General features: G+C 42.4%; 27 protein-coding genes and 1 pseudogene. 19 read left to right on the top strand and 9 right to left on the bottom strand.

The annotated features are described in order from the left end of the window. The first annotated feature begins 77 nt into the window (after positions 1-77). From ligA to ftn, 3 genes are all read left to right on the top strand, one after another. Positions 78-2117, top strand: a complete 2040-nt coding sequence (gene ligA, locus B9T38_RS06960; protein ID WP_086196086.1) for an NAD-dependent DNA ligase LigA — start codon at positions 78-80, stop codon at positions 2115-2117. Between the two features lie 169 nt (positions 2118-2286). Continuing rightward, complete coding sequence (gene rlmF / locus B9T38_RS06955) at positions 2287-3261, top strand: 23S rRNA (adenine(1618)-N(6))-methyltransferase RlmF (RefSeq protein ID WP_086196085.1); 975 nt, start codon at positions 2287-2289, stop codon at positions 3259-3261. Between the two features lie 402 nt (positions 3262-3663). Next, on the top strand, positions 3664-4128 hold the full coding sequence (gene ftn / locus B9T38_RS06950) for a heteropolymeric bacterioferritin subunit Ftn (protein ID WP_086196084.1): 465 nt from the start codon (positions 3664-3666) through the stop codon (positions 4126-4128). A 99-nt stretch (positions 4129-4227) separates the two neighbouring features. On the opposite strand, the gene B9T38_RS06945 is transcribed toward ftn, so the two are convergent. Then, positions 4228-4797 carry a peroxiredoxin gene (locus tag B9T38_RS06945; protein WP_086196083.1) on the bottom strand — a complete coding sequence of 190 codons (570 nt, stop codon included), beginning with the start codon at positions 4795-4797 and terminating at the stop codon, positions 4228-4230. Between the two features lie 213 nt (positions 4798-5010). Next, the gene (locus B9T38_RS06940; protein ID WP_086196082.1) at positions 5011-6165 is read right to left on the bottom strand and encodes an IS4 family transposase; all 1155 of its coding nucleotides are present in this window, start codon (positions 6163-6165) and stop codon (positions 5011-5013) included. A gap of 241 nt (positions 6166-6406) precedes the next feature. Between B9T38_RS06940 and B9T38_RS06935 the strand changes: the two genes are divergently transcribed. The 5 genes from B9T38_RS06935 to bioD all read left to right on the top strand — a co-directional run bounded on the left by B9T38_RS06935 (position 6407) and on the right by bioD (position 11138). Continuing rightward, a complete protein-coding gene (locus B9T38_RS06935; protein ID WP_086196081.1) occupies positions 6407-7138 on the top strand; it encodes an alpha/beta hydrolase family protein in 732 nt (243 codons plus the stop codon). Between the two features lie 84 nt (positions 7139-7222). After that, a complete protein-coding gene (bioA, locus tag B9T38_RS06930; RefSeq protein WP_086196080.1) occupies positions 7223-8518 on the top strand; it encodes an adenosylmethionine--8-amino-7-oxononanoate transaminase in 1296 nt (431 codons plus the stop codon). After that, positions 8515-9717, top strand: coding sequence for an 8-amino-7-oxononanoate synthase (locus B9T38_RS06925; RefSeq protein ID WP_086196079.1), 1203 nt, complete (start codon positions 8515-8517; stop codon positions 9715-9717). The genes bioA and B9T38_RS06925 overlap by 4 nt, the downstream gene beginning before the upstream one ends. 9 nt (positions 9718-9726) lie before the next feature. Continuing rightward, a complete protein-coding gene (gene bioC / locus B9T38_RS06920) occupies positions 9727-10497 on the top strand; it encodes a malonyl-ACP O-methyltransferase BioC (RefSeq protein ID WP_086196078.1) in 771 nt (256 codons plus the stop codon). After that, on the top strand, positions 10494-11138 hold the full coding sequence (bioD, locus tag B9T38_RS06915) for a dethiobiotin synthase (protein ID WP_086196077.1): 645 nt from the start codon (positions 10494-10496) through the stop codon (positions 11136-11138). Before bioC ends, bioD begins: the two co-directional genes overlap by 4 nt. A 404-nt stretch (positions 11139-11542) precedes the next feature. On the opposite strand, the pseudogene rluB reads toward bioD, so the two are convergent. The 3 genes and pseudogenes from rluB to B9T38_RS06900 all read right to left on the bottom strand — a co-directional run. Continuing rightward, a pseudogene (gene rluB / locus B9T38_RS06910) lies at positions 11543-12397 on the bottom strand (23S rRNA pseudouridine(2605) synthase RluB); the annotation flags it as partial. Positions 12398-12438: 41 nt separating this feature from the next. Then, positions 12439-13026 (bottom strand): SMC-Scp complex subunit ScpB, encoded by a 588-nt coding sequence (gene scpB, locus B9T38_RS06905; RefSeq protein WP_086196075.1) that lies wholly within the window; start codon positions 13024-13026, stop codon positions 12439-12441. Continuing rightward, the gene (locus B9T38_RS06900) at positions 13026-13820 is read right to left on the bottom strand and encodes a segregation and condensation protein A (protein ID WP_086196074.1); all 795 of its coding nucleotides are present in this window, start codon (positions 13818-13820) and stop codon (positions 13026-13028) included. The genes scpB and B9T38_RS06900 overlap by 1 nt, the downstream gene beginning before the upstream one ends. A 392-nt stretch (positions 13821-14212) precedes the next feature. On the opposite strand from B9T38_RS06900, the gene B9T38_RS06895 reads away from it, so the two are divergent. After that, positions 14213-14929 carry a GNAT family N-acetyltransferase gene (locus tag B9T38_RS06895; protein ID WP_086196107.1) on the top strand — a complete coding sequence of 239 codons (717 nt, stop codon included), beginning with the start codon at positions 14213-14215 and terminating at the stop codon, positions 14927-14929. A gap of 11 nt (positions 14930-14940) precedes the next feature. Here the strand turns inward: B9T38_RS06895 and B9T38_RS06890 are convergent, their stop codons facing one another. The 3 genes from B9T38_RS06890 to B9T38_RS06880 form a co-directional block, all read right to left on the bottom strand. Further along, entirely contained in the window at positions 14941-15228 is a 288-nt protein-coding gene (locus B9T38_RS06890; RefSeq protein ID WP_086196073.1) for a hypothetical protein, read from the bottom strand. A 49-nt stretch (positions 15229-15277) separates the two neighbouring features. Continuing rightward, positions 15278-15895: an L-threonylcarbamoyladenylate synthase gene (locus B9T38_RS06885; protein WP_086196072.1), complete on the bottom strand. Its 618-nt coding sequence runs from the start codon at positions 15893-15895 to the stop codon at positions 15278-15280. A gap of 84 nt (positions 15896-15979) precedes the next feature. Next, positions 15980-16642, bottom strand: a complete 663-nt coding sequence (locus B9T38_RS06880; RefSeq protein WP_086196071.1) for an elongation factor P hydroxylase — start codon at positions 16640-16642, stop codon at positions 15980-15982. A 97-nt stretch (positions 16643-16739) separates the two neighbouring features. On the opposite strand from B9T38_RS06880, the gene B9T38_RS06875 reads away from it, so the two are divergent. The 6 genes from B9T38_RS06875 to lysM all read left to right on the top strand — a co-directional run bounded on the left by B9T38_RS06875 (position 16740) and on the right by lysM (position 20468). Then, positions 16740-17297 (top strand): YceD family protein, encoded by a 558-nt coding sequence (locus B9T38_RS06875; RefSeq protein WP_086196070.1) that lies wholly within the window; start codon positions 16740-16742, stop codon positions 17295-17297. A gap of 77 nt (positions 17298-17374) precedes the next feature. Continuing rightward, entirely contained in the window at positions 17375-17557 is a 183-nt protein-coding gene (gene rpmF / locus B9T38_RS06870; RefSeq protein WP_004279227.1) for a 50S ribosomal protein L32, read from the top strand. Between the two features lie 205 nt (positions 17558-17762). Then, positions 17763-18749: an ACP S-malonyltransferase gene (fabD, locus tag B9T38_RS06865; protein WP_086196069.1), complete on the top strand. Its 987-nt coding sequence runs from the start codon at positions 17763-17765 to the stop codon at positions 18747-18749. Then, positions 18746-19480, top strand: coding sequence for a 3-oxoacyl-ACP reductase FabG (gene fabG, locus B9T38_RS06860; RefSeq protein WP_086196068.1), 735 nt, complete (start codon positions 18746-18748; stop codon positions 19478-19480). Before fabD ends, fabG begins: the two co-directional genes overlap by 4 nt. 83 nt (positions 19481-19563) lie before the next feature. Further along, positions 19564-19800 (top strand): acyl carrier protein, encoded by a 237-nt coding sequence (gene acpP / locus B9T38_RS06855; RefSeq protein WP_004651013.1) that lies wholly within the window; start codon positions 19564-19566, stop codon positions 19798-19800. A 185-nt stretch (positions 19801-19985) separates the two neighbouring features. After that, positions 19986-20468, top strand: coding sequence for a peptidoglycan-binding protein LysM (gene lysM / locus B9T38_RS06850; RefSeq protein WP_086196067.1), 483 nt, complete (start codon positions 19986-19988; stop codon positions 20466-20468). A gap of 35 nt (positions 20469-20503) precedes the next feature. Here the strand turns inward: lysM and B9T38_RS06845 are convergent, their stop codons facing one another. Then, complete coding sequence (locus B9T38_RS06845) at positions 20504-21106, bottom strand: hypothetical protein (protein ID WP_086196066.1); 603 nt, start codon at positions 21104-21106, stop codon at positions 20504-20506. Positions 21107-21535: 429 nt separating this feature from the next. Here B9T38_RS06845 and rutD point away from each other — a divergent pair, with 429 nt between their 5' ends. The 4 genes from rutD (at position 21536) to rutC (ending at position 24991) form a co-directional block, all read left to right on the top strand. Then, positions 21536-22348 (top strand): pyrimidine utilization protein D, encoded by an 813-nt coding sequence (rutD, locus tag B9T38_RS06840; protein WP_086196065.1) that lies wholly within the window; start codon positions 21536-21538, stop codon positions 22346-22348. A 368-nt stretch (positions 22349-22716) separates the two neighbouring features. Further along, positions 22717-23832, top strand: a complete 1116-nt coding sequence (gene rutA, locus B9T38_RS06835) for a pyrimidine utilization protein A (protein WP_086196064.1) — start codon at positions 22717-22719, stop codon at positions 23830-23832. After that, positions 23829-24590 carry a pyrimidine utilization protein B gene (gene rutB / locus B9T38_RS06830; RefSeq protein ID WP_086196063.1) on the top strand — a complete coding sequence of 254 codons (762 nt, stop codon included), beginning with the start codon at positions 23829-23831 and terminating at the stop codon, positions 24588-24590. The genes rutA and rutB overlap by 4 nt, the downstream gene beginning before the upstream one ends. A gap of 20 nt (positions 24591-24610) precedes the next feature. Next, a complete protein-coding gene (rutC, locus tag B9T38_RS06825; RefSeq protein ID WP_086196062.1) occupies positions 24611-24991 on the top strand; it encodes a pyrimidine utilization protein C in 381 nt (126 codons plus the stop codon). The last annotated feature ends 69 nt before the right edge of the window (positions 24992-25060 follow it).

Here is a 25060-nt window from a genome sequence, read left to right as displayed (position 1 = left end):
ACTCGATTTCTATAATAGCGGATAGATCAAATAGTTATGAAGGGCGGAAATAGACCGCCCTTTTTTATGGTGTAGATATGACCGAAGATTCAACTATCAAAGCGCAAATGCGTCAATTGATTCAAATTTTAGCCAAGCATAACCATGCCTATTATGTAATGGATCAACCCAGCATTGAAGATAGTGAATATGATCAGCTCTTTCATCAGCTCAAGGCTTTAGAAGAACAATATCCCGAATATGTACAGGCGGATACTCCGACCAATAAAGTGGGTGGCAAAGCGCTTACTAAATTTGCCAGCGTGACCCATGCCGTACCGATGCTGTCATTGGGTAATGTCTTTAATCAGGAAGAACTGTTCGCTTTTGCCCGCCGTATCGAAGAGCGTTTACCAAACCAGAAGATTCAATACGATGTCGAACTGAAATTCGATGGCCTGGCCATTTCCCTGTGGTATGAAAATGGCGTGCTGGTGCGTGGTGTTACCCGTGGTGACGGCGAAACCGGTGAAGATATTACCCATAATGTCAAAACCATCCGTAACTTGCCGAAAGTTCTAAGCTCTGCACAGGTTCAGGTGCCGACGCTGCTTGAAGTGCGTGGTGAAGTGCTGATTCCTAAAGCAGGTTTTGAAAAGCTGAATGCCGAAAATGAAGCTAAAGGTGAAAAGACCTTTGCCAACCCGCGTAATGCAGCGGCAGGCAGTCTGCGCCAGCTCGACCCAAATGTTGCAGCCTCACGTCCACTGGCCTTTTATGCTTATGGTATAGCGCAGTGCGAACCGCATCATGGCCAGACCACCATGTATGCCAGTCTGGAATGGTTAACCCAGTTTGGTTTTACCATCGGGGAAAGTCATTTTATTTGTGACACGATTCAGGATGTACAAAAAGCCTATGAAAAAATCAATGCAGAACGTGCCGATTTAAGTGTTGAAATTGATGGTCTGGTCATCAAGGTCGATGACTTAAAACAGCAAAGACAGCTCGGGTTTTTGAGCCGTGAACCCCGTTGGGCAACCGCCTATAAATTCCCGGCGGTGGCGGCTTTAACCACGGTAGAAAATATTGACTGGCAAGTGGGGCGTACCGGAACTTTAACTCCGGTTGCACGTTTAAACCCTGTCGCGGTCGGTGGGGTCACGGTGTCCAATGTCACCCTGCATAATATTGGCGAAATCCACCGTTTAGATGTCCGAATTGGCGATACCGTCAGCGTATACCGTAGCGGTGACGTGATTCCGAAAGTGGAAAAAGTCTGGCCGGAATTCCGCCCGGATGAGGCAGTAGAGGTTCATTTACCGGAAAATTGTCCTGTTTGTGATTCGCCGGTGGTGATGCCTGAAGGCGAGGCATTGGCACGCTGTTCTGGCGGTTTGTACTGCGCAGCCCAGCGAATTGAAGCCATTCGCCACTTTGTTTCGCGTAAGGCCATGGATATTGAAGGTCTGGGCGATCGCTGGGTGGAATGTTTACTCCATCTCGACCTGCTCAAAAATGTGGCGGATATTTACTGCTTGCACGAACATCGTGAACAGCTTTTAAACATTGATAAAATGGGTGAAAAATCGGTACAAAACCTGTTTGATGCAATTGAAAACAGCAAGAAAACGACATTGGCTTCCTTTATTTATGCTTTAGGGATTCGTGGCGTGGGAGAAACCACTGCACGTATGCTGGCCAATACTTTCCAGACTTTTGAAGCACTGCAAAATGCCGATATTGAAGCCTTGAAGAAAACGCCGGATGTTGGGGAGATTACCGCTGAATGGATTATCGATTTCTTTAAGGCGCCGCATAATCTGGAAGTGGTCAAGCGTTTGCTTGAAGCGGGAATTCACTGGGATGCTCCAGTTGCCCCGACACGTCAGCCACTAAATGGCGAAAGCTGGGTGGTGACGGGTACGCTAAGTAGTATGGGGCGGGATGAGGCAACACAGTTACTCCAGGCCTTAGGCGCTCGGGTCAGTGGCAGTGTATCCAGTAAAACCAAATGTGTGGTTGCCGGTGAAAAAGCCGGTTCCAAGCTGGATAAGGCAGAAAAACTCGGTGTCGCTGTGATCAACGAAGAACAGTTTATTGCTTTGATGAAAGAGCATGGTCAACTTCCTGCTTAATCGATCTTAAGCATGAATTAAAAAAGACATCCTCGGATGTCTTTTTTATGGCTTGATTGGGTTGGGATCGTCATGATGAGCTGAATTCACGTACAATATCGATCTATTGACAGGTATTGAGCCTGTCTTATCAGATGATTCTGTTCTCCCGTTGATTATTGGCATACACATGGCGCAAGCAAAGAAAACTTTTCCGCAACAAAAATCGCAATTACATGCACGAAATCTGCATCGCAGTCGTTACGATTTTCCTCAGTTAATGCAGACTTGTCCGGAACTTGCACCTTTTGTTAGCCCAAATAAATATAACGATCTTTCAGTCGATTTTTCTGATCCACAGGCTGTGAAAATGCTCAATAAAGCATTGCTGAAACATTTTTATGGCATTCAATATTGGGATATTCCTCAAGATTTTCTTTGTCCGCCTATTCCGGGTAGAGCTGACTATATCCACTATTTGGCTGACTTGTTGAGTGCCAATAATAAAGGTCAGATTCCAACAGGGCATGCCGTTCAAGTGTTGGATATTGGGGTGGGAGCAAACTGTATTTATCCGATCATTGGTCATCGTAGCTATGGTTGGAAATTTGTCGGCTCAGACATTCATTCTACATCCTTTAAAAGTGCTCAATTCATTGTGGAGGCGAATCCAAATTTGCGTAAAGGGATTCAGATTCGATTGCAGAAGAACTCAAGCAATATTTTCAAAGGTGTGATTAAACCCACAGATCATTTTGATTTGACGATGTGTAACCCGCCATTTCATGCCTCGCAAGATGAAGCAAATGCCACAGCAACTCAAAAATTAAGAAAACTTGGCAAGCCGGTTGATCGGACGAAGGTGGTGTTAAACTTTGGTGGTCAAAAAAATGAACTCTGGTGTGACGGTGGTGAAGAACGCTTTGTCTGCCAAATGGTACAAGAGAGCATACAGTTTGCTGAGCAATGTCTTTGGTTTAGCACACTGGTTTCCAAGAAAACAACATTGCCTTTGCTTTTAAATGCGTTGCGTAAGAGCGGAGCAGTGGATGTGAAAACCATTAAAATGACGCAGGGGCAAAAAGAAAGTCGTTTTGTCGCTTGGACTTTTTTAGATTTAAAGCAACAACAAGCATGGAGAAATGCACGTTGGACTTCAGCTTAAGCCTATTTTCGCTGAGGATGAGTGAGCTTGTCGGTGCATGACTAAGATTTGGCCTGCTTATACCAATGAACAAGCTCAATTTTGCTTATATATAATAACCTGATGCCGATGCACTCAGCGTTTCTGATTTGATACGCATATAGTTCAATGAATATATGCCACAATGATTTTGAACCTAGTTACAAAAAACCAATACATTATAAAAGTACTTTGATCTTGTTCATCTAAGCTGAGTACTGAGTGCAAGACATTGTTTTATAAATGGGAATTTATTCAACTAAAACTGTAAATGTAAGTGTTTCTCATTTTAATTTTATAAAAATCATAAACTTACACAATTTTTATTTTGCATTGATGTTTAGTTTTGTCCATAATACGCAAAAAGGGTATGGAGTATTGAAAATGCGTGGCAATCCAGAAGTCGTAGACTATCTAAATATGCTGATTGGTGGCGAACTGGCAGCTCGTGATCAATACCTGATTCATTCTCGTATGTATGAAGATTGGGGTTTAAGCAAGATTTTTGAACGGATCGATCATGAAATGCAGGAAGAAGCTGCTCATGCCGATGCGCTTATTCGCCGTGTACTGTTTTTAGAGGGTACACCGAATATGAACCGTGATGACATCGAAACTGGTGAAGATGTGCTGAGCTGTTTAAAAGCAGATTTAAAACTCGAATATCATGTACGTGAAAAATTGGCACAAGGCGTGAAATTGTGTGAAGAGAAAGGTGATTATGTGAGCCGTGATATGCTTCGTCAGCAAATGTCGGATACGGAAGAAGATCATACTTACTGGCTGGAAAAACAGATTCGTCTGATTGAATTGATTGGTTTGCAAAACTATATTCAATCGCAAATGTAAGTTTAAATGTTGAAATATTGAAATATTGAAATATAAAGCCTGACCTGAGTCGGGCTTTTTTATTTGTTTAAATTTATGATTGAGATGGGCAATGACGTGTTATTGAGAAAATTTCCGGATATCCGCCAGGACCTGAGCCGCATGAGTTTGCGTCTTCACACTGCTATAGTGGTAAACAATGGTGCCTTGAGGATCAATCAGAAAGCTTTCCCGTTTGGCAATTTGGATAATACCCAGATTACGCACAATACCCAATTGATTCGATAACTGGTGTTTGTAATCTGCCAAAAGAGGAAAAGCTAAGCCTAATTTTTCTGAAAATTTTTGATGGGATTTAACATCATCCAGACTCACCCCCAAAACTACGGCATTGCTTTTTAAAAATTGTGGATAGAGCGCTTTAAATTGATTGGCTTCCTGGGTACAGCCGGGAGAGTTGTCTTTAGGATAGAAATATAACACCACCCATTTGCCTTTGTACTGGTTCAAGGAATGCCATTGACCATTTTGATCCTGCAATTTAAATGCAGGTGCCGCTTTTCCGAGCCATTGTTTTTCAGTGTTTTTCTGAGAAGCGAAGATCGAATTTTCGGCATAGGCAGGAACCGTGAAAGCGTTGAATGCTGATATGGATATCAAGCTGATTTGCAGCAGTTTTGAAGTTTTCATGACGTATACTTTTATAATTAATGTTTGCATTAATCTTAGCAGATTTGCTGATGAGACGGTGCAGTGTAGGTTTGCAATGATTTCAAAATTTTCTTATGAACGAAATTCTTTAAAAATTACCTGTGATTGCATATTTACCTTTGATGGATCAAAAGTAACAAAACCCCGCTGTTGGTTAAAGGGGAGATTCATATCACTGCTGTCCCACAAATATCACAAGAAGAACCTCAATTGAGGTTCTTCTTGTTTTCGCCATTTTTTATCAGGCGCAAAGAGTGACCTTAAATGTTTCCTTTCAAATAAATTGACCTGAATAATTCGCAGTAAACGCTGAACACTCCATTCTTCTTGTGCCATGTGTTTAGCGAAGTTCACCAGTAAATAGGCGATTAATGCAATCCATATTTGCGTTTGTATCGCATTGCGGCTTCGACCTAGAAATGACTTCAGTTTTAAATTCTGCTTGATGGCTTTAAAGAATAACTCAATCTTCCAGCGGTCTTTATAAATTGCAGCAATGGTGGATGCTGCCAGATGAAAGTTGTTGCTCAGAAATTCGAATGTTCTTTTCTTATCTGTATCATAAAACTCTATACGTCTTAATAATTTAGGTGCACCTCTTTTCTTGGCATGCGCACTGCTCAATTCAATACATTCATCCGCAATAATCCCTTTAGTCGCTAATACGCTGCGGCTTGATTTAACTTGATAAACTGTCTTTGGGCGTAGCCGAGTTACGAAGCTGACTTTCTGAAGTGTCAACTGAGCAAACCATTGATAATCAACATATCCTTTATCAAAGACGATAATGCTACCAGCAGGAAATTTAAATGCTCTGCCTTGCACCATATCATTTTCAATACCATCCCCAAGCGCTACAAATTCAGGAATGGTATTGCTGTGATTTAAGCCAACACTGAGTTTAATACTGGCTTTGGATTCATGCACTTTTGCCCATGCGCACAATGACAGTGAAAGATCAATATGACTGGCATCTAGTGAATACAGCGGATTCTTGAATCTAAATTTATGTGCAGTTTTAGAGTTTTCACAGTGCTGAAGCAGCTGCGTGAACAATTGCTGATACAGGCTGGCGGGCTGTTCTTCATTAAGTCTTGCTAAGGTGCTTCGCGCAATTCTTTTCGCACCAAGATGATAGAGCTTTTCCTGATGGGATTCGAGATTGGATTGAATGTCTCTTAAGCTTTGCCGACAAGAAAGTTGGGACATCAATATGGCAACAAACTGATCCCAGCGGGTGGCTGATCTTAATTTTTGCCCAGAGTGGTGCAGTTTAGCCAGACGTTCAAAATCTTGTCTTAAAATGGGTTTGAGTAATTGATGAAATACGGTATTCTGATGTGACAAAACCTGAGTCCTTTATAGTTAAAGTGTTTGTTTGCACTCATATTTTAACTATTTAGACTCAGGTTTTTTTATTTAAAGCAAACTATGGGACAGTAGTGAGATTCATATCACTCTTCAGCAACAACGACTTCCTTGTCGCCATTCACGATAGTGGATTATGAATGAATTTTGAAATGCTGCTGCGAGAATTGAGACAGACGTTTTATACTGTTCAAATGATTTAGTTTTTTTAGAGTTTACCTTGAATCAACGTATTTTACTCATCACAGGCTGGGGCGGTGGAACCCAACTGCTTGATCCATTAAAACAGGCTTTGGCGGCACAAGGACATGAAGTTGAACTTTGCAACATCTTTAATGCTTTAGACGAACAGGTTTTACAGCAGAAAGTGCAATTGGCCCGTCAGTTCGATGTGATTGCCGGCTGGTCTCTGGGAGGGCAGTTGGCCACAGTAATGGTCGATCAGATTCAAAAGCAGCATGGACGGGAAAAAGTATTGATTACTTTAGGTTCCAATCCCTGTTTTGTGGCAAATGACACATGGTCTACGGCAATGGATCAGCAGACATTTCAGCAATTTAAACAGTCATTTGAGCAGGATGCGATTGCAACCCTGAAAAAGTTTGGTTATATGGTGTGTCAGGGTACAGTAACAACCAAAGCTGACTTTATCACTTTACAAAGTTTGATTCAGGCGCAGAACTTGGAAACCCTTCGTGAGGGATTAAATTGCCTTGAACAGTTAAACAATGTAGATATCTTGAAAAATTACCCGGGTCATCAATATCATGTGTTTGCAAGACAGGATTTTTTAGTTAGTTACAAAGTTCAAAGAAATTTTCAGAAATTCAATGCAAAGTTTTTGGAGACAGAACTAATCAGCGGGTCGCATGGCATTCCTTTATTTGAGGCTGAACTGATAACTGGCAAAATCTGCCAATTTTTAAAGAAAATAGAACAAACAAGCGGATAACTGGTTTATATCGCAATTTATTTTTAGTTCATGCAGGTTTAAGATCATGAAAAATTGATTTTCAAGCGTCTGCAGGAGTAAGGGATGACCGAATTAAACGACCAAGACTTTGATCTTGCGCATATCTGGCATCCTTATACCTCCATGACCGATCCATTGCCGACCTTTAAGGTAAAACAGGCGCATGGTGCCATTATCGAGCTGGAAGATGGACGGCAACTGATTGATGGCATGTCTTCTTGGTGGTGTGCCATCCATGGCTATAACCATCCTGAACTGAATCAGGCCGTGACGGATCAATTACACAAGATGTCGCATATCATGTTTGGTGGTTTGACTCATGATCCTGCAATTGAACTTGGCAGACTGTTATTAAAAATTACCCCACCCAGTCTGGATAAAATTTTCTATGCTGACTCTGGATCTGTTGCCGTAGAAGTGGCATTAAAAATGGCGGTGCAGTTTTGGACTGCACAAGGTGAAAGTCAGAAAACCAATTTTATTACGCCGCGTTCTGGCTATCATGGCGATACCTGGAATGCCATGTCAGTTTGTGATCCGGTCACAGGCATGCATCAGATTTTTGGTTCCAGTTTACCGAATCGTTTCTTTGTTGCAGCCCCACAGGTTGGCTTTGATGATGAATGGAATCAAGCCGATATTGCTGAACTGGAACAGGTCTTAAAACAGCATCATGCCAGCATTGCTGCTTTAATTCTGGAACCAATTGTGCAGGGTGCAGGCGGGATGCGTTTTTATCATCCTGAATATTTGCGTCAAGCCAAATTGCTGTGTGAACAATATAAAGTGCTGCTGATTTTTGATGAAATTGCCACCGGTTTTGGTCGTACTGGCAAATTGTTTGCCTGGGAACATGCCGGCGTTGAGCCGGATATCATGTGCATCGGCAAAGGCTTGACTGGTGGTTATATGACACTTTCGGCTACCTTAACCAGCAAGCGTGTAGCTGAAACCATTAGCCGTGGTGAGGCAGGCGTATTTATGCATGGCCCGACCTTTATGGCCAATCCACTGGCCTGTGCGGTGGCTGTGAAAAGTACCGAGGTTTTATTGGCTCAGGACTGGCAAGCCAACATTCAGCGCATCGAGCAACAGTTGCAACACCATCTGCAGCCCCTATCAGCACTGGATTATGTGCAGGATGTGCGTGTGCTGGGCGCGATTGGTGTGGTGGAGCTGATATTTAATGTGGATATGAAAAGCCTGCAACAACAGTTTGTTAAGCGCGGGATCTGGATACGTCCATTTGGTAAACTGGTCTATGTGATGCCGCCGTATGTGATTACTGAACAACAATTGAATATATTGCTGGAACAATTAGTGAATGTGGTGGAGCAGATGCAAGAGGTATCCGCATGAAATTGTTAAATAACCAGCTGTTAAATGCTCCTTTGTTAAATAGTCCTTTGTTAAATGATTATGCAATCAAGCTGGATGAACTCAAACAGCAGGGCAATTTGCGGCAATTTACCTCTAATGTCCAGCAAGGCCGAATGATTGAAATCCAGGGTCATTCGATGCTTAACCTGTCTTCCAATGATTATTTGGGATTGGCAGCAGACTTAACTTTGCGTGAACAGTTTTTTGATGAAACACCAAATGAACTTCGTATTATGAGTTCATCTTCTTCGCGATTGTTAACCGGAAATTTTCCTGAATATGAGCAGCTGGAAGCCAGTTTAAGTCAGGCTTTTCATGGTCGTGCTGCGCTGTTATTTAACAGTGGTTATCACATGAATATCGGGATTCTGCCAGCTTTAAGCGACAGTAAGACCCTGATTCTGGCCGACAAACTGGTGCATGCCAGCATGATTGACGGTATCCGTTTATCCTCTGCAAAATATGTACGCTATCGGCACAATGACCTGAATCATCTGCAACAGCTTTTACAGCAATATCATACAGATGAGGCTTTTGAGCGTATTATTGTGGTCACGGAATCCATTTTTAGCATGGATGGTGATGAAACTGATCTGGCTGAACTGGTTCGTATTAAACAGCAATTTTCTAAGGTGATGCTGTATGTTGATGAAGCGCATGCCATTGGCGTGCGCGGCGAGCAAGGATTGGGCTGTGCAGAACAGTATGCGGTGATTGATGAGATTGATCTGCTGGTTGGGACTTTCGGGAAAGCACTGGCATCGGTCGGTGGTTATCTGATTTGCCATCCCATCATCCGGGAATATCTGATTAATTCCATGCGTCCGCTGATTTTCAGTACCGCACAGCCACCCATGTGTATGGCGTGGACTGATTTTATTTTCCAGAAAGTTTTAGGCTTACAACAGCAACGTCAGCATCTGCAACAGATCAGTCAAAATCTGCAACAGTCAGTACAGGTCAAAGGTTTTGATTGTCCTTCGACTTCACATATTGTGCCGGTGATTATTGGCGAATCGCAAAAGACGGTGGAAAAAGCCCGGCAGCTACAACAGGCCGGATTTTATATCATGCCGGTGCGTCCACCTACAGTACCGAAACACAGTTCAAGATTACGTATTTCACTGACTTCTCAAGTCAATCAGGCTGACCTTGAGCAGCTGGTGGCGTTGCTGTGAGTTGTTGCCGTGAATATTAATAAGTATCAAGTTGCACAGCGTTTTGCCAAGGCAGGACAAAGCTATGCCGAACATGCCATCGTACAAAAACAGATTTGCCAACAGTTACTGCAATTGATGCAGCAATATTTGCCAAATAACAGCCTGAACCGTGTTTTTGAAATCGGTTGTGGCTCAGGTAATTTAAGCCATTTGCTGATACAAAACTTTGAAATAAAGCATGTGTTTTTAAATGATCTGTATCCCGAAGTTCAGCAGCATTTTCAGGCTAAAGAAAATTTGGAGTGGTTGATTGGCGATGTGGAACAACTAGATTTTCCGCAATCCCTTGACCTGATTGCTTCCAGTTCGGCTTTGCAATGGGTGGGCGATATCGATTCGATTTTTAAAAAAAGTGCAGCGGCGCTTATCGAAAATGGCTATTTGTGTTTTTCCACTTTCGGTCAGCAGAATTTGCAAGAAATTAAGGCTCTGACTGGGCAAGGGCTGAATTATCTGACTCTTGATGAGATTCAGCACAAGCTGCTTAAACAGGGTTTTGAAATTCTACATCTTTCCGAGAGTCTGGAAATACTGAATTTTTCCCTTCCTAAAGCTGTGCTGCAGCATTTAAAGGCCACCGGGGTCACTGCAACCGCCGCACAGCATCGTTGGACCAAACAGTCTTTACAGCAGTTTTATCAGGACTATCAGCAATTTTCGGAGCTGGATCAATCTGGTCAGCACCATTATCAGCTGAGCTATCATCCTATTTATTGCATTGCACGGAGTAAGCCATGACATCCCCCGTTTATTTTATCAGTGGCATCGATACCGGTATTGGTAAGACCTATACCACAGGCTATCTGGCGAAGTTATGGAATGAGCAGGGCAAGAAAACCATCACCCAAAAACTGGTGCAAACCGGCAATACCGATATTTCTGAAGATATTGAACAGCACCGTAAAATGATGCAGATGGGCTGGTTTCCGGAAGATGAAAGCAAACTCACCATGCCGGAAATTTTTACTTATCCGGCTTCGCCACATTTGGCGACTAAAATTGATGGCCGTGAAATCGACTTCCAGAAAATTGCCGATGCGACCCGGCAATTAACTGAAAAATATGAAGTAGTGTTGCTGGAAGGTGCGGGCGGTTTAATGGTGCCCTTAACCACAGAACTGTTAACGATTGATTATATTGCTGAACAGAAATTCCCTGTCATTCTGGTTAGTTCTGGTCGTTTGGGTAGTATCAATCATACCTTGCTCAGTTTGGAAGCCTTGAAAAGTCGTGGTCTGGAACTTTATGCTTTGGCCTATAACCTGAATGACGAATCACAGGACCAGCTGATTTCCAGAGATACTTCGGATTATCTGAAAAGCTATCTGGCGATACATTTCCCAAATGCACAGTGGATTGATATTCCTGTTTTATCCTAACTCTTGCTTAAAAGAGAAGGATATAAAAAAGCCACTCAACCGAGTGGCTTTTGATTGACAATAAAAGCTATTAAAAATTAAAACTTCTTAAAGTTTTTGTTGCCAAATGGTTTACGTGGTGCATTTTCATCACGACGTTCACGCTGGCCATATGTCGCTTGATTGCCAAAGTTTTCAGGGCGGTTTTCACGCTGTGCATAGCTGTTGCCTTGACGTGGTTCACGTTGAGCGTAAGTGTTTGGATTGCCATCCTGACGACGTTCACCGCGTTGGGCAAAACCGCTGCCATTATTGCCGTCACGACGTGCATAAAGATTGCCAGTATTGTCACGACGTTGTGCATGACCATTCTGGTTTTCACGACGATCACGCTGTGCATAGCCCATTGGGCTTTGGTTTTCACCTTCTTCGCTATCACGGCGTTGCTGACGCAAATAACCGCCACGACGTGCTGCCATTGGTTTTTCTTGCATACGCTCGGTACGGCGTTTTGCCATACCAAACAGGCCTGTACCTTGACGTGGCTTCAACTCTACAGATTTGGTTAGGTTGTCGATATCGGCTTTATCCAGCTCCATCCAGCGACCGGTACGAAGTTCACGCGGTAAAATCACAGTACCATAACGGGTACGCAGCAGGCGGCTGACTTTTAGACCTTGTGATTCAAAAATACGACGCACTTCGCGGTTACGACCTTCTTTAACCACCACCTGATACCAACGGTTGATGCCGTCACCACCAATTTCAGAGAATGATTCGAATTTCGCCGGACCATCATCTAAAACCACGCCCTGAAGCATGTTGTTTTTGATTTGTGGAGTCACTTCGCCCATCACACGAACCGCATATTCACGTTCAATTTCATTTGATGGATGCATTAAACGGTTGGCTAATTCACCATCATTTGTGAACAGTAAAAGACCGGTTGAGTTAATATCCAGACGGCCGACCATCACCCAGCGGTCATTGGCAATTGCAGGCAACTGTTCAAATACGGTAGGACGTTGTTCAGGATCATTGCGTGAGCAAATTTCACCTTCGGGTTTGTAGTAAATCAGAACGCGACGACGGATTTCGTCTTCAATCTGGAATTGGACTTTACGACCATCGATGCGAAGCTCATCACCTGGTTCAATGCGTTCACCCACTTGGGCAACGCGTCCATTGATACTGACACGACCAGCGGCAATGACTTCTTCCATATAACGGCGAGAACCCAAACCTACGCGTGCAAGCACCTTTTGTAATTTTTCACTCATGACAGCATAACCTTAGAAATTATCATCAACAGTTCACCTATCTACGACTTCGCTGCGTGAGCATCGAGCGCCATAAAAGCTTCCTTGGCATCCTGCAGGGGAGGCAATTGGCCTAAAGATGTCAGACCAAAAGCATTTAAAAATTGTGGCGTTGTAACTAACAACGCGGGTCTTCCCGGTAGTTCTCTGAAGCCGGATTCTTTAATCCAGTTCCAGTCAAACAATGATCTTAAGATCTGACTATTGTTTGAAACTCCACGAATCTGTTCAATATCTGCCCGGGTTACTGGTTGGTGATAAGCAATCACAGCAAGGGTTTCGAGCAGGGTGGGTGATAAACGAGTTGGTCGTTCCGGCCACACCTGGGTAATGATATTGCGATATTTAGCCCGAACCTGGAAACGGAACCCTTGTGCGGTTTCTACCAGTTCAATCGATCTACCATGTTGTAGCATGGCGAGCTGTTGTAACAACTGACGCAATTCCTGTTTATTATATTGATTTTGGAACGCTTCTTTCAAACGTGCAAGCGAAACAGCTGTTTCACTGGCAAAAATAATGGCTTCCAGTTGCATCAGAACTTCATGTTGATTCTCGGCAACAGATAGAGATGTTGCTTGATGATCCATTATGCAGCTACTCCTTGAATTGCAAGTGGTGCTTCAATACCGCTGGCAATAATAGCTACTTTTTGTTGCCGTGTGAGTTCTAAAATGGCCATAAATGTAACCACCATGCCCATGCGCCCCTGGCTGGGTTTAAGCAGGGCTTCAAAATGCAGCACTTCACCGGACTGTAAACGCCTTTCAATAAAGGCGATGCGTTCTTCAAGCAACACCGGTTCTTGCTGAATTTGATGGGTGACAGGTTCTGGGCGATTGAATACGCAAAACAGCGCATCACGTAGCTGGCTGACATCATAACCTTCATTGATTTGCACCACCTGACCCAGACTAATATTGGCCGGGAAGGTATCGCGTTCCAGAACAGACATGTGTCCTAAACGTTCAGCCGCCTGTTTGACCCGTAAATAGGTTTCCAGCCGGTCAATCAGTTGCTGTTTGGGATCTTTTTCAACGACAACACTTGTGCTCGGTTTTGGCAACAGCAGTCGTGATTTAAGATCGGCCAATAAGGCAGCCATCACCATATAATCTGCCGTCAGCTCAATATTCAGCGACTTCATGGCATCCATATAAGATAGATACTGCGCGGCAATGGGAGCGATATCCAGTTGTAATAAGTCGAAACCGTTTTTTTGAATCAGGTAAATCAGGAAGTCGAGTGGACCTTCGAAATGCTCTAGCAGAATTTCAAATGCAGCAGGAGGAATATATAAATCCTCTGGAATCGTATCTTGCCACTCATCCATAACACGGATATGTGAGCTTGGCTCCATAGGATTATGGATAGGTTGATTCATTGCAGTTTTAGGCCACGCGAATTTTCAAAGGCATGCAGGATGATGCTTTTGCCTCGATCTCGCATCGAAAGAAAAAGCACGTAAATTAGTAAGCGCTAGTGTAATGGAAATTTGACTTCAAATAAATTAGTTAAGTCAACAAATACAAAAAAACCTGAAATTCAGTAAGGTTTTTAACTGGCTTGATGATGTGAAATGCATAGGGGGGTATGGTTTTAATTTTTTTGACCGAACCGATTAGATTTTAGATTTTCATGAAAAAATGGGGCATGGTAGTAGGCTCCATGTAGTAGGCCCCATATTGTGAATAGAGTAAAAGAAGATTCTGAATATAGAATAAAGCAAAATTTTTCGGCAATATGAATGCCAATAAAAAAGAGATTCCCTGTGTCATGAAAGATCATGAAAAAGTACAAGAAAATGAATATGGGCAGTTTATTGGAGTTCCCGTATCTCATCCTTTACCGACCCATTTTTTAGCCGAAACCCTTTATGGTAAATATGCCACCCTGCATGTCTTATCTTCAGCAACCATGAGTGAAGATCAGCTGAAGCAAGTTTGGCACTGTGTAAATGGTGAAATAGATCGCAGCTGCTGGACTTATTTACCTTATTCAGGTTTTGAAAATGCAGCGGAATTGCAAACTGCTCTTGAAAATAACTTTAATTTCAAAAATTCAATCCATTATCTGGTTGAAGCCAATCATGCAATTGTAGGATGGGTAGGCCTGCTGAACCAGCGTTCTGCCGATCATGTTATTGAAATCGGTAATGTTTATTTTTCACATCAACTGAAACAGTCTACAGCATCGACAGAAGTCATCTATTTATTATTAAAGGCGTGTTTTGAACAGGGCTTTCGCCGTGTGGAATGGAAATGCGATGACTTAAATCTGCCGTCTAAACGCGCAGCCTTGCGCTTTGGCTTTCATTATGAAGGCACTTTTCGCCAAGACCGTATTGCCAAAGGTCGTAACCGCAATACCGCCTGGTTTTCAATTTTGGATCAAGAGTGGCCTGAACTGGAAAAAGCCTATCGGGCCTGGTTAAGAGCAGATAATTTTGATCAGAATGGGCAACAAAAAATGCGCTTGCGTGATGTTCTTTAACTTTACTGTGCTTAATGATCTGTTGCGGTGGATGTCGATAACTTGAGCGCTAATTCGATGATTCGTTGCGCACTATCTCGGATGCATAAATTTTGAGTTTGATCGAGGCTGGATAATTTGTGAATAACGGCAACTTCCAGGAAAAATGCATAGGTGTTGTCGATCATCGCAGAAGGGGTTTGCTCAACATTTGCCTTCATAATTTTCACTTTAGACTCAAGTGTCCAGGGCATTTCCGCATAAATGCGGCTATTTACCTCAAAATCATGATAGTTGAGCAGCACATAAAACAGATCCATTCTCGCACTACTCCTTGATCCTGAACATTCCCTTTAATCTTAACCGTGCTTATTCAAACGCGCTGACATCACCCATACCGCGACGGATCACTTCAGGATTGTCACCGGATAAATCTACAACACTGGTGGTGCTTAAGGTGCCGAATCCGCTATCAATAAATACATCAATACGCTTTTCCAGCTGTTGCTCAATGTCATAAGGGTCATCTAAAGGTTCATCCTGACCGGGAAGAATCAGGGTGCTGGTTAACAATGGCTCACCCAATTCCTTAAGCAACATTTGGCACACACGGTTGCTTGGTACGCGCAAACCAATGGTTTTCTTTTTTGGATGCATCAGTCGTTTAGGAACTTCGCTGGTCGCAGGTAAAATAAAGGTAGTGATTGCCGGTGTATTGTTTTTTAGCAGACGATACATGGCATTGTCGACCTTGGCATAGGTCGCAATATCGGACAGGTCACAACAAAGAATGGCATATTGATGCTTTGGACCGAGACCACGAATCTGGGCAATGCGTTCCATGGCATTTTTATTTCCGATCTGGCAGCCAATGGCATAGGCAGCATCGGTCGGGTAAACCACCACATCACCGGCACGAATACGTTCTACCGCCTGGCTAATCAAACGTGGTTGAGGATTATCAGGATGTATTCTTAAATGCAGCATATTTATTCTCCCCTGACTTGCTATTAGTCATTATCTGTTGAATTTACAAAGTCTTGCAATCAGGCTTTGATGATTTTGTGTAAATTAATCCAGCATGTCACGTTGAAACTCGTTACTTTGTAATGTTTTGCCACCCCGGGTGCAGGCACAGATACAGGCAATAAAATGTGCAGCATCACGTGGCAACTTGGCTTCACCGGAAAAATAACGTTGAACTTGAGCAAAGACATTATCTTTAAAGGTGCTGCCATCACCGCCGTCACCGGTCAGGTTATCTAGCGATACACGGAATTTACGACCAAAAGCTTGTGCAAACATCCATTCAATCGCTTGGGGCTTGATTTCGACCTGCTCAAATAAAGCCTGCTGTTCTGCCGTGCGACCATCTGGGGCATACCAGTAACCCAGGTCGGGGAGCAAGCGTCTTTGCTCACCCGCAATAGTCCAGTGACTGATTTCATGCAAGGCACTATTAAAGAAACCATGGGCAAATTGAATGCGGGCAGGCGCATCTTCGGTTGCCGGAAAATATTCAGGTTCAAAATCGCCTTTGACCAAACACACATTTAAGTGGGAAAACCAGTGATTAAAGTGTAGTATAAGCCAATCAACTTGTTGAACTTCAGTTTGCAAACTGGCCCAAGGTGAGCGTTGCACAGGGTCGATAGAAACAGCACAACTTGAGGTTGAATAAGTGGTTAACTGTAATGAAGTGGTGACTTCAGGTTGCGGCTGCAACTGATGCATGACTTGTATTACCCAATTGATCTGTCTAAATAAGTACAAAATTGTATCTTAATCTTTGACAGAGTACCGATGAATTTGTAGAATTGCCGCCTTAATTATGTCAGCAAATACCTTTCCGGCACAGATTGAGCCGTTTAAATGGGCTGAACAGGGCTTTACATGGTCAGGTACACTGCCATTGTCTCGCTTTGTTCGTATTTCCCGTGAAGCTGTTGGATCAATTGATGATCAATTGATTAACATAGACTGTAAGCTATCAATGGATGCGTATCATCGTATCGTATGGTTAGATGGTCATGTTGAAACGAAAGTACCAATGGAATGTCAGCGTTGTCTGAATCCCGTTGAAATTTCTCTCGTTTCAGACTTTCATTTAGCGCTTGTGGATGATGAATCACTGATAGAGCGCTTGGATGAGGATGCTGATTTCATCGTCTTAGGTGAGAGTGAAGCAACGACAAAAGGCAGCTATGATGCGCCTGCGACGGCTGATTTACTTTCTCTGATAGAAGATGAATTGTTATTGTTGTTGCCTTTGTCTCCTAAGCATGACGTTTGTGAGCATAAGCATCAACCTGCCATTGATGACATTGTCGAAGAAAAACGGGATAACCCGTTTGGTGTTTTGGCAAGTTTGAAGGGTAAACTTAACTAATTTTTGTGTTATACTGTTAAGTATAAGACAACTGAATTTGTTCTGATCCATTTTTTCGATCTTTGTAAGGAGCCATCATGGCCGTTCAGCAAAACCGTAAAAGTCGCTCTCGCCGTGACATGCGCCGTTCACATGACGCTTTAACCGAGAATGCATTAACTGTAGACCAAGCTACTGGCGAGACTCACCGTCGTCACCATGTATCTAAAGATGGTATCTACCGTGGTCGCCAATTATTCGCGAAAGCATCTGCTGAATAATTGATGATGTATTAAGCGTCAAGCTTAGTAGAAAAAATGGGAGCGTTAAGCTCCCTTTTTTTATGGCGTCTTTTTGTTGTATTTGGCAATTACCAAAACAAAAATTAAGTGTTAAATTCCGTTCCGTAAATAAGCTTACATAAGTGTATGTTGGTTATTTAACCGATTGTTGAATAACAATATCACTTCATTACAGGATTTTTTTATGTCTGCTAAACAACTCGAGCAAGTTGCTCAAGCAACGAAAACAGCATTTGTATTTCCGGGTCAAGGCTCACAAAAAGTCGGTATGCTCGCAGAATTGGCTGAACAGTTTAGTAGCGTGACAGAAACTTTTGCAGAAGCATCGGCAGCTGTGGGTTTTGACCTCTGGCACATTGCACAAACTGGCGAAGGTTTAAATCAGACTGAATTTACCCAGCCTGTACTGCTCACCGCAAGTATTGCACTTTGGCGTGTGTGGCTAGAGTTGGGTGGAGTGGCGCCAAAATATCTTGCAGGACACTCACTGGGTGAATACAGCGCATTGGTTGCTGCCGGAGCGATGTCATTAGGTGATGCGGTTAAGCTTGTGAATTTGCGCGGCAAATTAATGCAAGATGCAGTACCACAGGGTCAAGGTGCAATGGCGGCTATTCTGGGTCTGGATGATGCCAAAGTGATTGAATTATGCGAACAGGTCAATATTCAGGGGCGTGGTTCAGTAGAAGCTGCCAACTATAATGCTCAGGGCCAAGTGGTGATTGCAGGTGATAAGACCCTGGTCGAAGCGGTCATGGAGCTAGCAAAAGAAAATGGCGGTAAAGCCATTGCCTTACCTGTTTCTGTTCCATCGCACTGTTCGCTGATGAAACCGGCGGCTGACAAATTTGCACAAGCTTTGGAACATACTGCCATTGAGCTGCCTAGCCTTCCTGTAATACAAAATGTCAACGCGGAAATCGCGACAGATGTAGCAGGATTACGTCAGGCATTGACTGCACAATTGTATCAATCTGTGCAATGGACCAAGACCATGCAGTTCCTTCAAGATCAAGGAGTGCAGTATGTGGTTGAATGTGGTCCAGGTAATGTATTGGCTAATCTTGCGAAGCGTTTACCAAATATCGAAAAAGCATTCCCAGTCGACAGTAACAGTCGTATGGAAGATGCGCTAAATGCCATTTTAGTGGCTGAAGGAAAAATTGCATGACACAGGAACGCAAAGTCGCATTAGTGACAGGCGCGAGCAGAGGGATTGGTGCAGCCATCGCTCAGCAATTGATTCAAGACGGTTATTTTGTAGTGGGAACCGCCACTTCAGAAGCGGGCGCAGAAAAATTATCTGCAAGTTTTGCTGAAAATGGTGCGGGTGTAGTACTGGATGTACGTGATGCGGCAGCCATTGATGCACTAGTTACAGATATTGAACAAAAATATGGTCCAGTTCTTGTATTAGTGAATAATGCTGGCATTACCAAAGATAATTTGTTACTGCGTATGTCTGAAGATGATTGGGACGATATTCTCAATATTCATTTGAAGGCCGTATACCGTCTGTCTAAGCGTGTCTTAAAGGGCATGACTAAAGCACGTTTTGGCCGCATTATTAATATCAGTTCTGTTGTAGCACACTTTGCAAACCCGGGGCAGGCCAACTATTCTGCTGCCAAAGCAGGCATTGAAGCGTTTGGTCGAAGTCTTGCAAAAGAAATGGGCAGCCGCCAAATTACCGTGAATGCTGTGGCACCTGGCTTTATTGCAACAGAAATGACGGATCAATTAAGCGAAGACATTCGTAAAAAAATGAGTGATCAAGTGGCATTAAACCGTTTAGGTGATCCACAAGATATCGCAAATGCCGTGAGTTTTTTAGCAAGCGATAAAGCAAGCTATATCACTGGTACTGTTTTACATGTAAATGGCGGTTTATACATGAGCTAAGCTCAAGTATAAACTTTGCAAAAATAAGATATTCAATTAAACTAACGGCATTAAAAACGCCACAAGCAATGAGGAGAATTCCTGTGAGCGATATCGAACTACGTATCAAACAAGCGGTTGCAGAACAACTTGGTCTTAAAGCTGAAGAAATCAAAAACGAAGCATCTTTTATGGATGACTTAGGTGCTGACTCTTTGGACTTAGTTGAGCTTGTTATGTCTTTCGAAAATGATTTTGACATCACTATCCCTGATGAAGATTCTAACGAAATCACAACTGTTCAATCAGCTATTGACTATGTTTCTAAGAAACTAGGTTAATTGTTGTTTCAGCTCTGCTGAATATAAAAAAGCCACCTTTAGGTGGCTTTTTTATTTACTCATCAAAATGATAATTACATATCTTTACTGTTGCTGGACCAAAGACAACCTTTCTTTGAATTAATTTTATGTATAAAAAAAGACGCTATTTCAAATTGCATAAATAATAATGATGGAGAAATACAATGGGTCTTTTTGATTTTGTAAAAGGTATTGGTAAAAAAAATACGGCACCAGCAGAACCTCAGCCAGCTCCGGTCGCTTCAACTCCTCCAGCAGAACCTTCTGCACAAGAAATCGCAAACAAGCTTCTGGGGCATATTAAAGCTTTAGGCTTGCCAGTGACCGGTTTATCGGTGAGTTATAACAGCAGCAGCGATCTGGCGACCATTAAAGGGCAGGTACAAAATCAGGCCGACCGCGAAAAAATTGTCCTGGCTGTAGGGAATGTCGATCATGTGGCTAAAGTAGATGACCAAATGACCGTGGTAACACCTGCTCCGGAAAGTAAATTCTATACAGTTAAATCGGGTGATACCTTGTCCAAGATTTCAAAAGAATATTATGGTGACGCCAATCAATACAACAAAATATTTGAGGCTAACCGTCCCTTGTTAAAAGATGCTGATGATATTTTTCCCGGGCAGGTACTGCGTATCCCGACTTAAGTAGAACCTGATAAAAGAGCGCCGAGAGCGCTTTTTTATCGAAGCTTGTGCTGTAATTTCTGTCTGGCAAGTTGTGCTCTACCTAAAAAAAATTTAGGGTCTAAATCATAGTGTTGCGCCAAAATCTGAATCAGTTTTTTTCGGTTGTCTTTATCGAACATATTAAGATCAATATGTGTCATTTTATATTGCTTGCGAAATTCAGGTTTTAAAATAAAGCCGAGACTACTCACTTTCCACTGTTGTTCTTGGCTGAATGCTTTTGCTGCGAAGGGCTTATATGTGCGATACCTTGAGCTGTGAGAGGAATAAAGCTGGGTCTTTAAAAGCCTGTTGCGCTGTACCAGATTGCTTAACTTTATGCCAAAACTTTGTATGGATATGCTTTGGCGGGTGATGACCAATTTCATATTGATTGCAATCAATGTCAGCATGATGAAGAGTGCCAGCATCAACCAACCCGGCATGGATTGATGCAATAAGTATTGAATCAGGCTACTGAAATCTTTAATCATATTGAAGTTACTGAGCGAGTGCTGCGCTAAAACAATAAATATAGAAGGAATAAAGATTAACCCAATTAAATAACGGGGCAGATAATGGCATTGAAATAGCGGATATTCAGTAGGTATGTCCATTCATCATCACCTTTCAAGCAAAGTAGAGATAGGGCCATGATGGCTATTTTTTTCATAATGACTGCTGTATGGGGAAACAGGTGTTGCATTATGAATGCTATAAATTTTCCTCCAATTAAGTTGTGTTTAAATTCTTAATCCTTGTTTTAGCAAGTTATTTTCTGGTATCTATTTTTGTGTTTATCTATTTTAAGTGTTTGAGTTTTCTTGGGTTTATCTATTTTTGTTGTAGATTTGAGTATGAAAGTAAATCCTGTTATTCAGTGTTTAGAGCCAAATTATTCTTTTGTTTATTTTGCATAAAATTTTACTTTTTCTATGAGCCTTGCAAGCCAAGGTTTCCAAGAATCAGACAGGCTGAATTGATGTGATTTTTCAGGCATAAAACTTGCTGTTTATTTTTTAAATTATTTGAATAAATGGTAAAAAATGAACTATCAAATTCATTTGTGCACAGAAAATTCAGCCGCCGATTTTTTAATTTTTTCTTCCGGTTTGGGCGGGCATGGCAGTTTCTGGCGCCCTCAAATTGATGCATTCACGCGATATTTTCATATTTTGACGTATGATCAGGAGGGCTGTCATGCGGATTCAGCAATTTTGCCTGATGATTACAACATTATCCATCTGGCCCAGCAGTTACTGCAAATTATCAGGCAAGAAAAAATTCGGCATTTTCATTTTGTGGGACATGCAATTGGCAGTTTTATTGGTGCAGAGCTAGCGTTATTGCTCAATTCATCTGAGCTGAGAGTGCTCAGCCTGACCTGTATCAATTGCTGGGACGAACTCGACCCACATACGCAAAAATGCTTTGAAGCACGGACTCTTCTATTAAAGTCAGCGGGTTCTGATGCTTATGTCAGGGCGCAGGGACTGTTTTTATATCCACCGAGCTGGATTTCAAAACATCATCAGCATTTAAAGACTTTGGAGGATATTCAACTCGCGGATTTTCCGCCGCCGCAAAATGTACTCAAGCGAATTCAGGTAGCACAACAATTTAAAATTAATGAGCAGCATATACAGGCCTTGCAACACAGTCAGTTGCATTTGATTGCCAATCAGGATGACTTTTTGGTTCCTGTACACAAGTCGAGTGATTTAAAGCAGCGGCTTGGACATGGATGTTTAAGTATTCTTGCAACTGGAGCCCATGCTTCCACGCAAACCGAGCCTGAATTACTGAATAAAACCATGCTTGAATTTTTGCATAAACACTTTTTGCAAGTAACGTCTTGAGTAAATGAAACTGGCTTGTTAATAAAATTTGCAACGGATTTCTCGATAATTTCTTATCCTCCTAGCTCACCGTGATTGTTTAAAATCACGGTTTTTTTATCCATTTTATTAAAGACAGCTTGAATATAAGGCAAATTGAATTTGACGGTTTTTTCAAACCATGCATTTTTTTGGAGCCATGATGGCTAATAAAGGTGCATTTATTTAACTGTTTATTTTACTATTTGTTAAAATAAAATAATTATAAATATTTGATAATTAATGATTAAAATTATTTGGCATAGCATTTGCTAAATAATTTTTATGAAAAAACAGGTTAATTACCTGAAGTGTATTTATAACCAAATGGTAAAAAAGAGGTATCGAAAATGAAAATAGGTGTCTTTTGTCCAATCGGGAATAATGGCTGGCTGCTCTCGGAAAATGCACCACAATATAAACCGAGTTTTGAAATGAATAAGCAGATTGTACAGCGTGCAGAACATTATGGATTCGACTTTGCACTTTCCATGATCAAGTTGCGTGGCTTTGGCGGGAAAACAGAATTTTGGGATCATAACCTCGAAACCTTTACCTTAATGGCCGGTCTGGCGGCAGTAACCAGCAAAATTAAAATTTATGCCACTGCGGCAACTTTGGTGATGCCACCTGCGATTGTAGCTCGTATGGCATCTACCATTGACTCCATTTCCAATGGCCGTTTTGGTTTAAATGTGGTGACGGGATGGCAAGCCCCTGAATATCAACAAATGGGCATGTGGCCGGGCGATGAATACTTTGCCAAACGTTACGATTATCTGTCTGAGTATGTAGAAATTTTACGTGAACTTTGGGCGACTGGAAAATCAGACTTTAAGGGTGAGCATTTTCAAATGGAAGATTGCCGGGTCAGCCCGCGACCGCAAGCCGATATGAAAATCATCTGTGCCGGACAGTCGGATACAGGTCTGGCATTTTCGGCCAAATATGCAGACTACAATTTTGTTTTTGGCAAAGGTTTAAATACGCCGACTGCCTATGCAGACATCAATGACCGCTTAAAAGCACAAACCGACAAGACCGGGCGTGATGTGCAAACTTATGTGCTATTTATGCTGATTGCTGCAGAAACCGATGCAGAAGCTTTTGCCAAATGGCAAAGCTATAACGAGGGAGCAGATGTAGAAGCCATTAACTGGCTGATGAATCAAGGCAGTCTGGATACCAAATCTGGTACCGATACCAATATTCGCCAAATGGCTTCTAGTGTATCTCCAGTCAATATCAATATGGGCACGATTGTCGGTTCTTTTGAAAATGTCGCGAAAATGCTGGATGAAATTGGCGAAATTAAAGGTACCGAAGGCATCCTGTTAACTTTTGATGATTTTATTCAAGGAGTAGAGGATTTTGGTCAAAGAATTCAACCGTTAATGAAATGTCGTGAACATGTTGTGGTCCAAGGTGTAACCGCTCCAGCCACAGCCTTGGAGAAGTCAGCATGAACCCAAATGAATTTTTAGAACATGTGGTTTGTACAGGCTTTACCCAAGCCGTCGGAACAGGAAAAGTGTTAAAGGCTGAACCGGAAGCGATCCAGCTTGCAGCCGAGCAAACCGCACTGATTGTAATTGACATGCAGAATGCCTATACCTCCAAAGGGGGCTATCTGGATCTGGCCGGTTTTGATGTGTCTAAAACCAAGCCGGTGGTGGAGAATATTAAAAAGGCAGTGGATACAGCGCATGCCGCTGGCATTCAGGTGATTTATTTCAAAAATGGTTGGGATGATCAGTATGTGGAAGCGGGCGGGATCAATTCGCCCAATTTTCATAAATCCAATGCTTTAAAAACCATGCGTAAGTATCCTGAATTACAGGGAAAATTACTGGCTAAAGGCAGTTGGGACTTTGAGCTGATTGATGAGCTGCAACCTTTGGCACAAGACATTGTGATTGAAAAGCCCCGTTATAGCGGTTTCTTTAATACGGCATTGGACAGCATGTTACGTAGTAAAGGGATTCGTAATCTGGTGTTTGTCGGAATTGCCACTAATGTCTGTGTGGAATCGACCTTAAGAGATGGCTTTTTTCTGGAATATTTCGGCGTGGCGCTGGCAGATGCCTGTTATCAGGCCGGTTCTCCGGAAGCGCATGTAGCAAGCCTGTATAACATTAAAACTTTTTTTGGCTGGGTGTCAGCTACACAGAATTTTGTTGAAACATTTCAATTCAAATCACACCTCTTAGAAAAATCAGCTTAAGTCGTTATAGGGGAAAACACATGCCTAAAGACATTATTTTACCTGCAGGAACAGGCAAACCATTGGCACCGTACGTACCGGCAACCAAAGCGGACAATATTGTGTACGTTTCCGGCACTTTAGCGTTTGATGAACATAACAATGTGGTGCATGTCGGCGATGCGGCAGCACAGACCCGTCATATTCTGGAAACCATCAAAAAAGTCATAGAAACGGCCGGTGGCACAATGGATGACGTAACCTTTAATCATGTATTCGTCAAGGACTGGGCGGATTATGCGGCAGTCAATAGCGTGTATGCCGAATATTTTCCGGGGGATAAACCGGCACGTTACTGCGTGCAAACAGGACTGGTCAACCCCGATGCGTTGGTAGAAATCGCTTCGGTTGCCCATGTGTAAATTACATATTTTTCTACCCAAGCATCAAGCTGATTGGGTAATTAAAAACAGCAACACTGAAATTTGCAC

The organism is Acinetobacter sp. ANC 4218, from assembly GCF_002135245.1.
Lineage (GTDB): Bacteria > Pseudomonadota > Gammaproteobacteria > Pseudomonadales > Moraxellaceae > Acinetobacter.
This window is presented reverse-complemented; position numbering and strand designations above follow the sequence as displayed.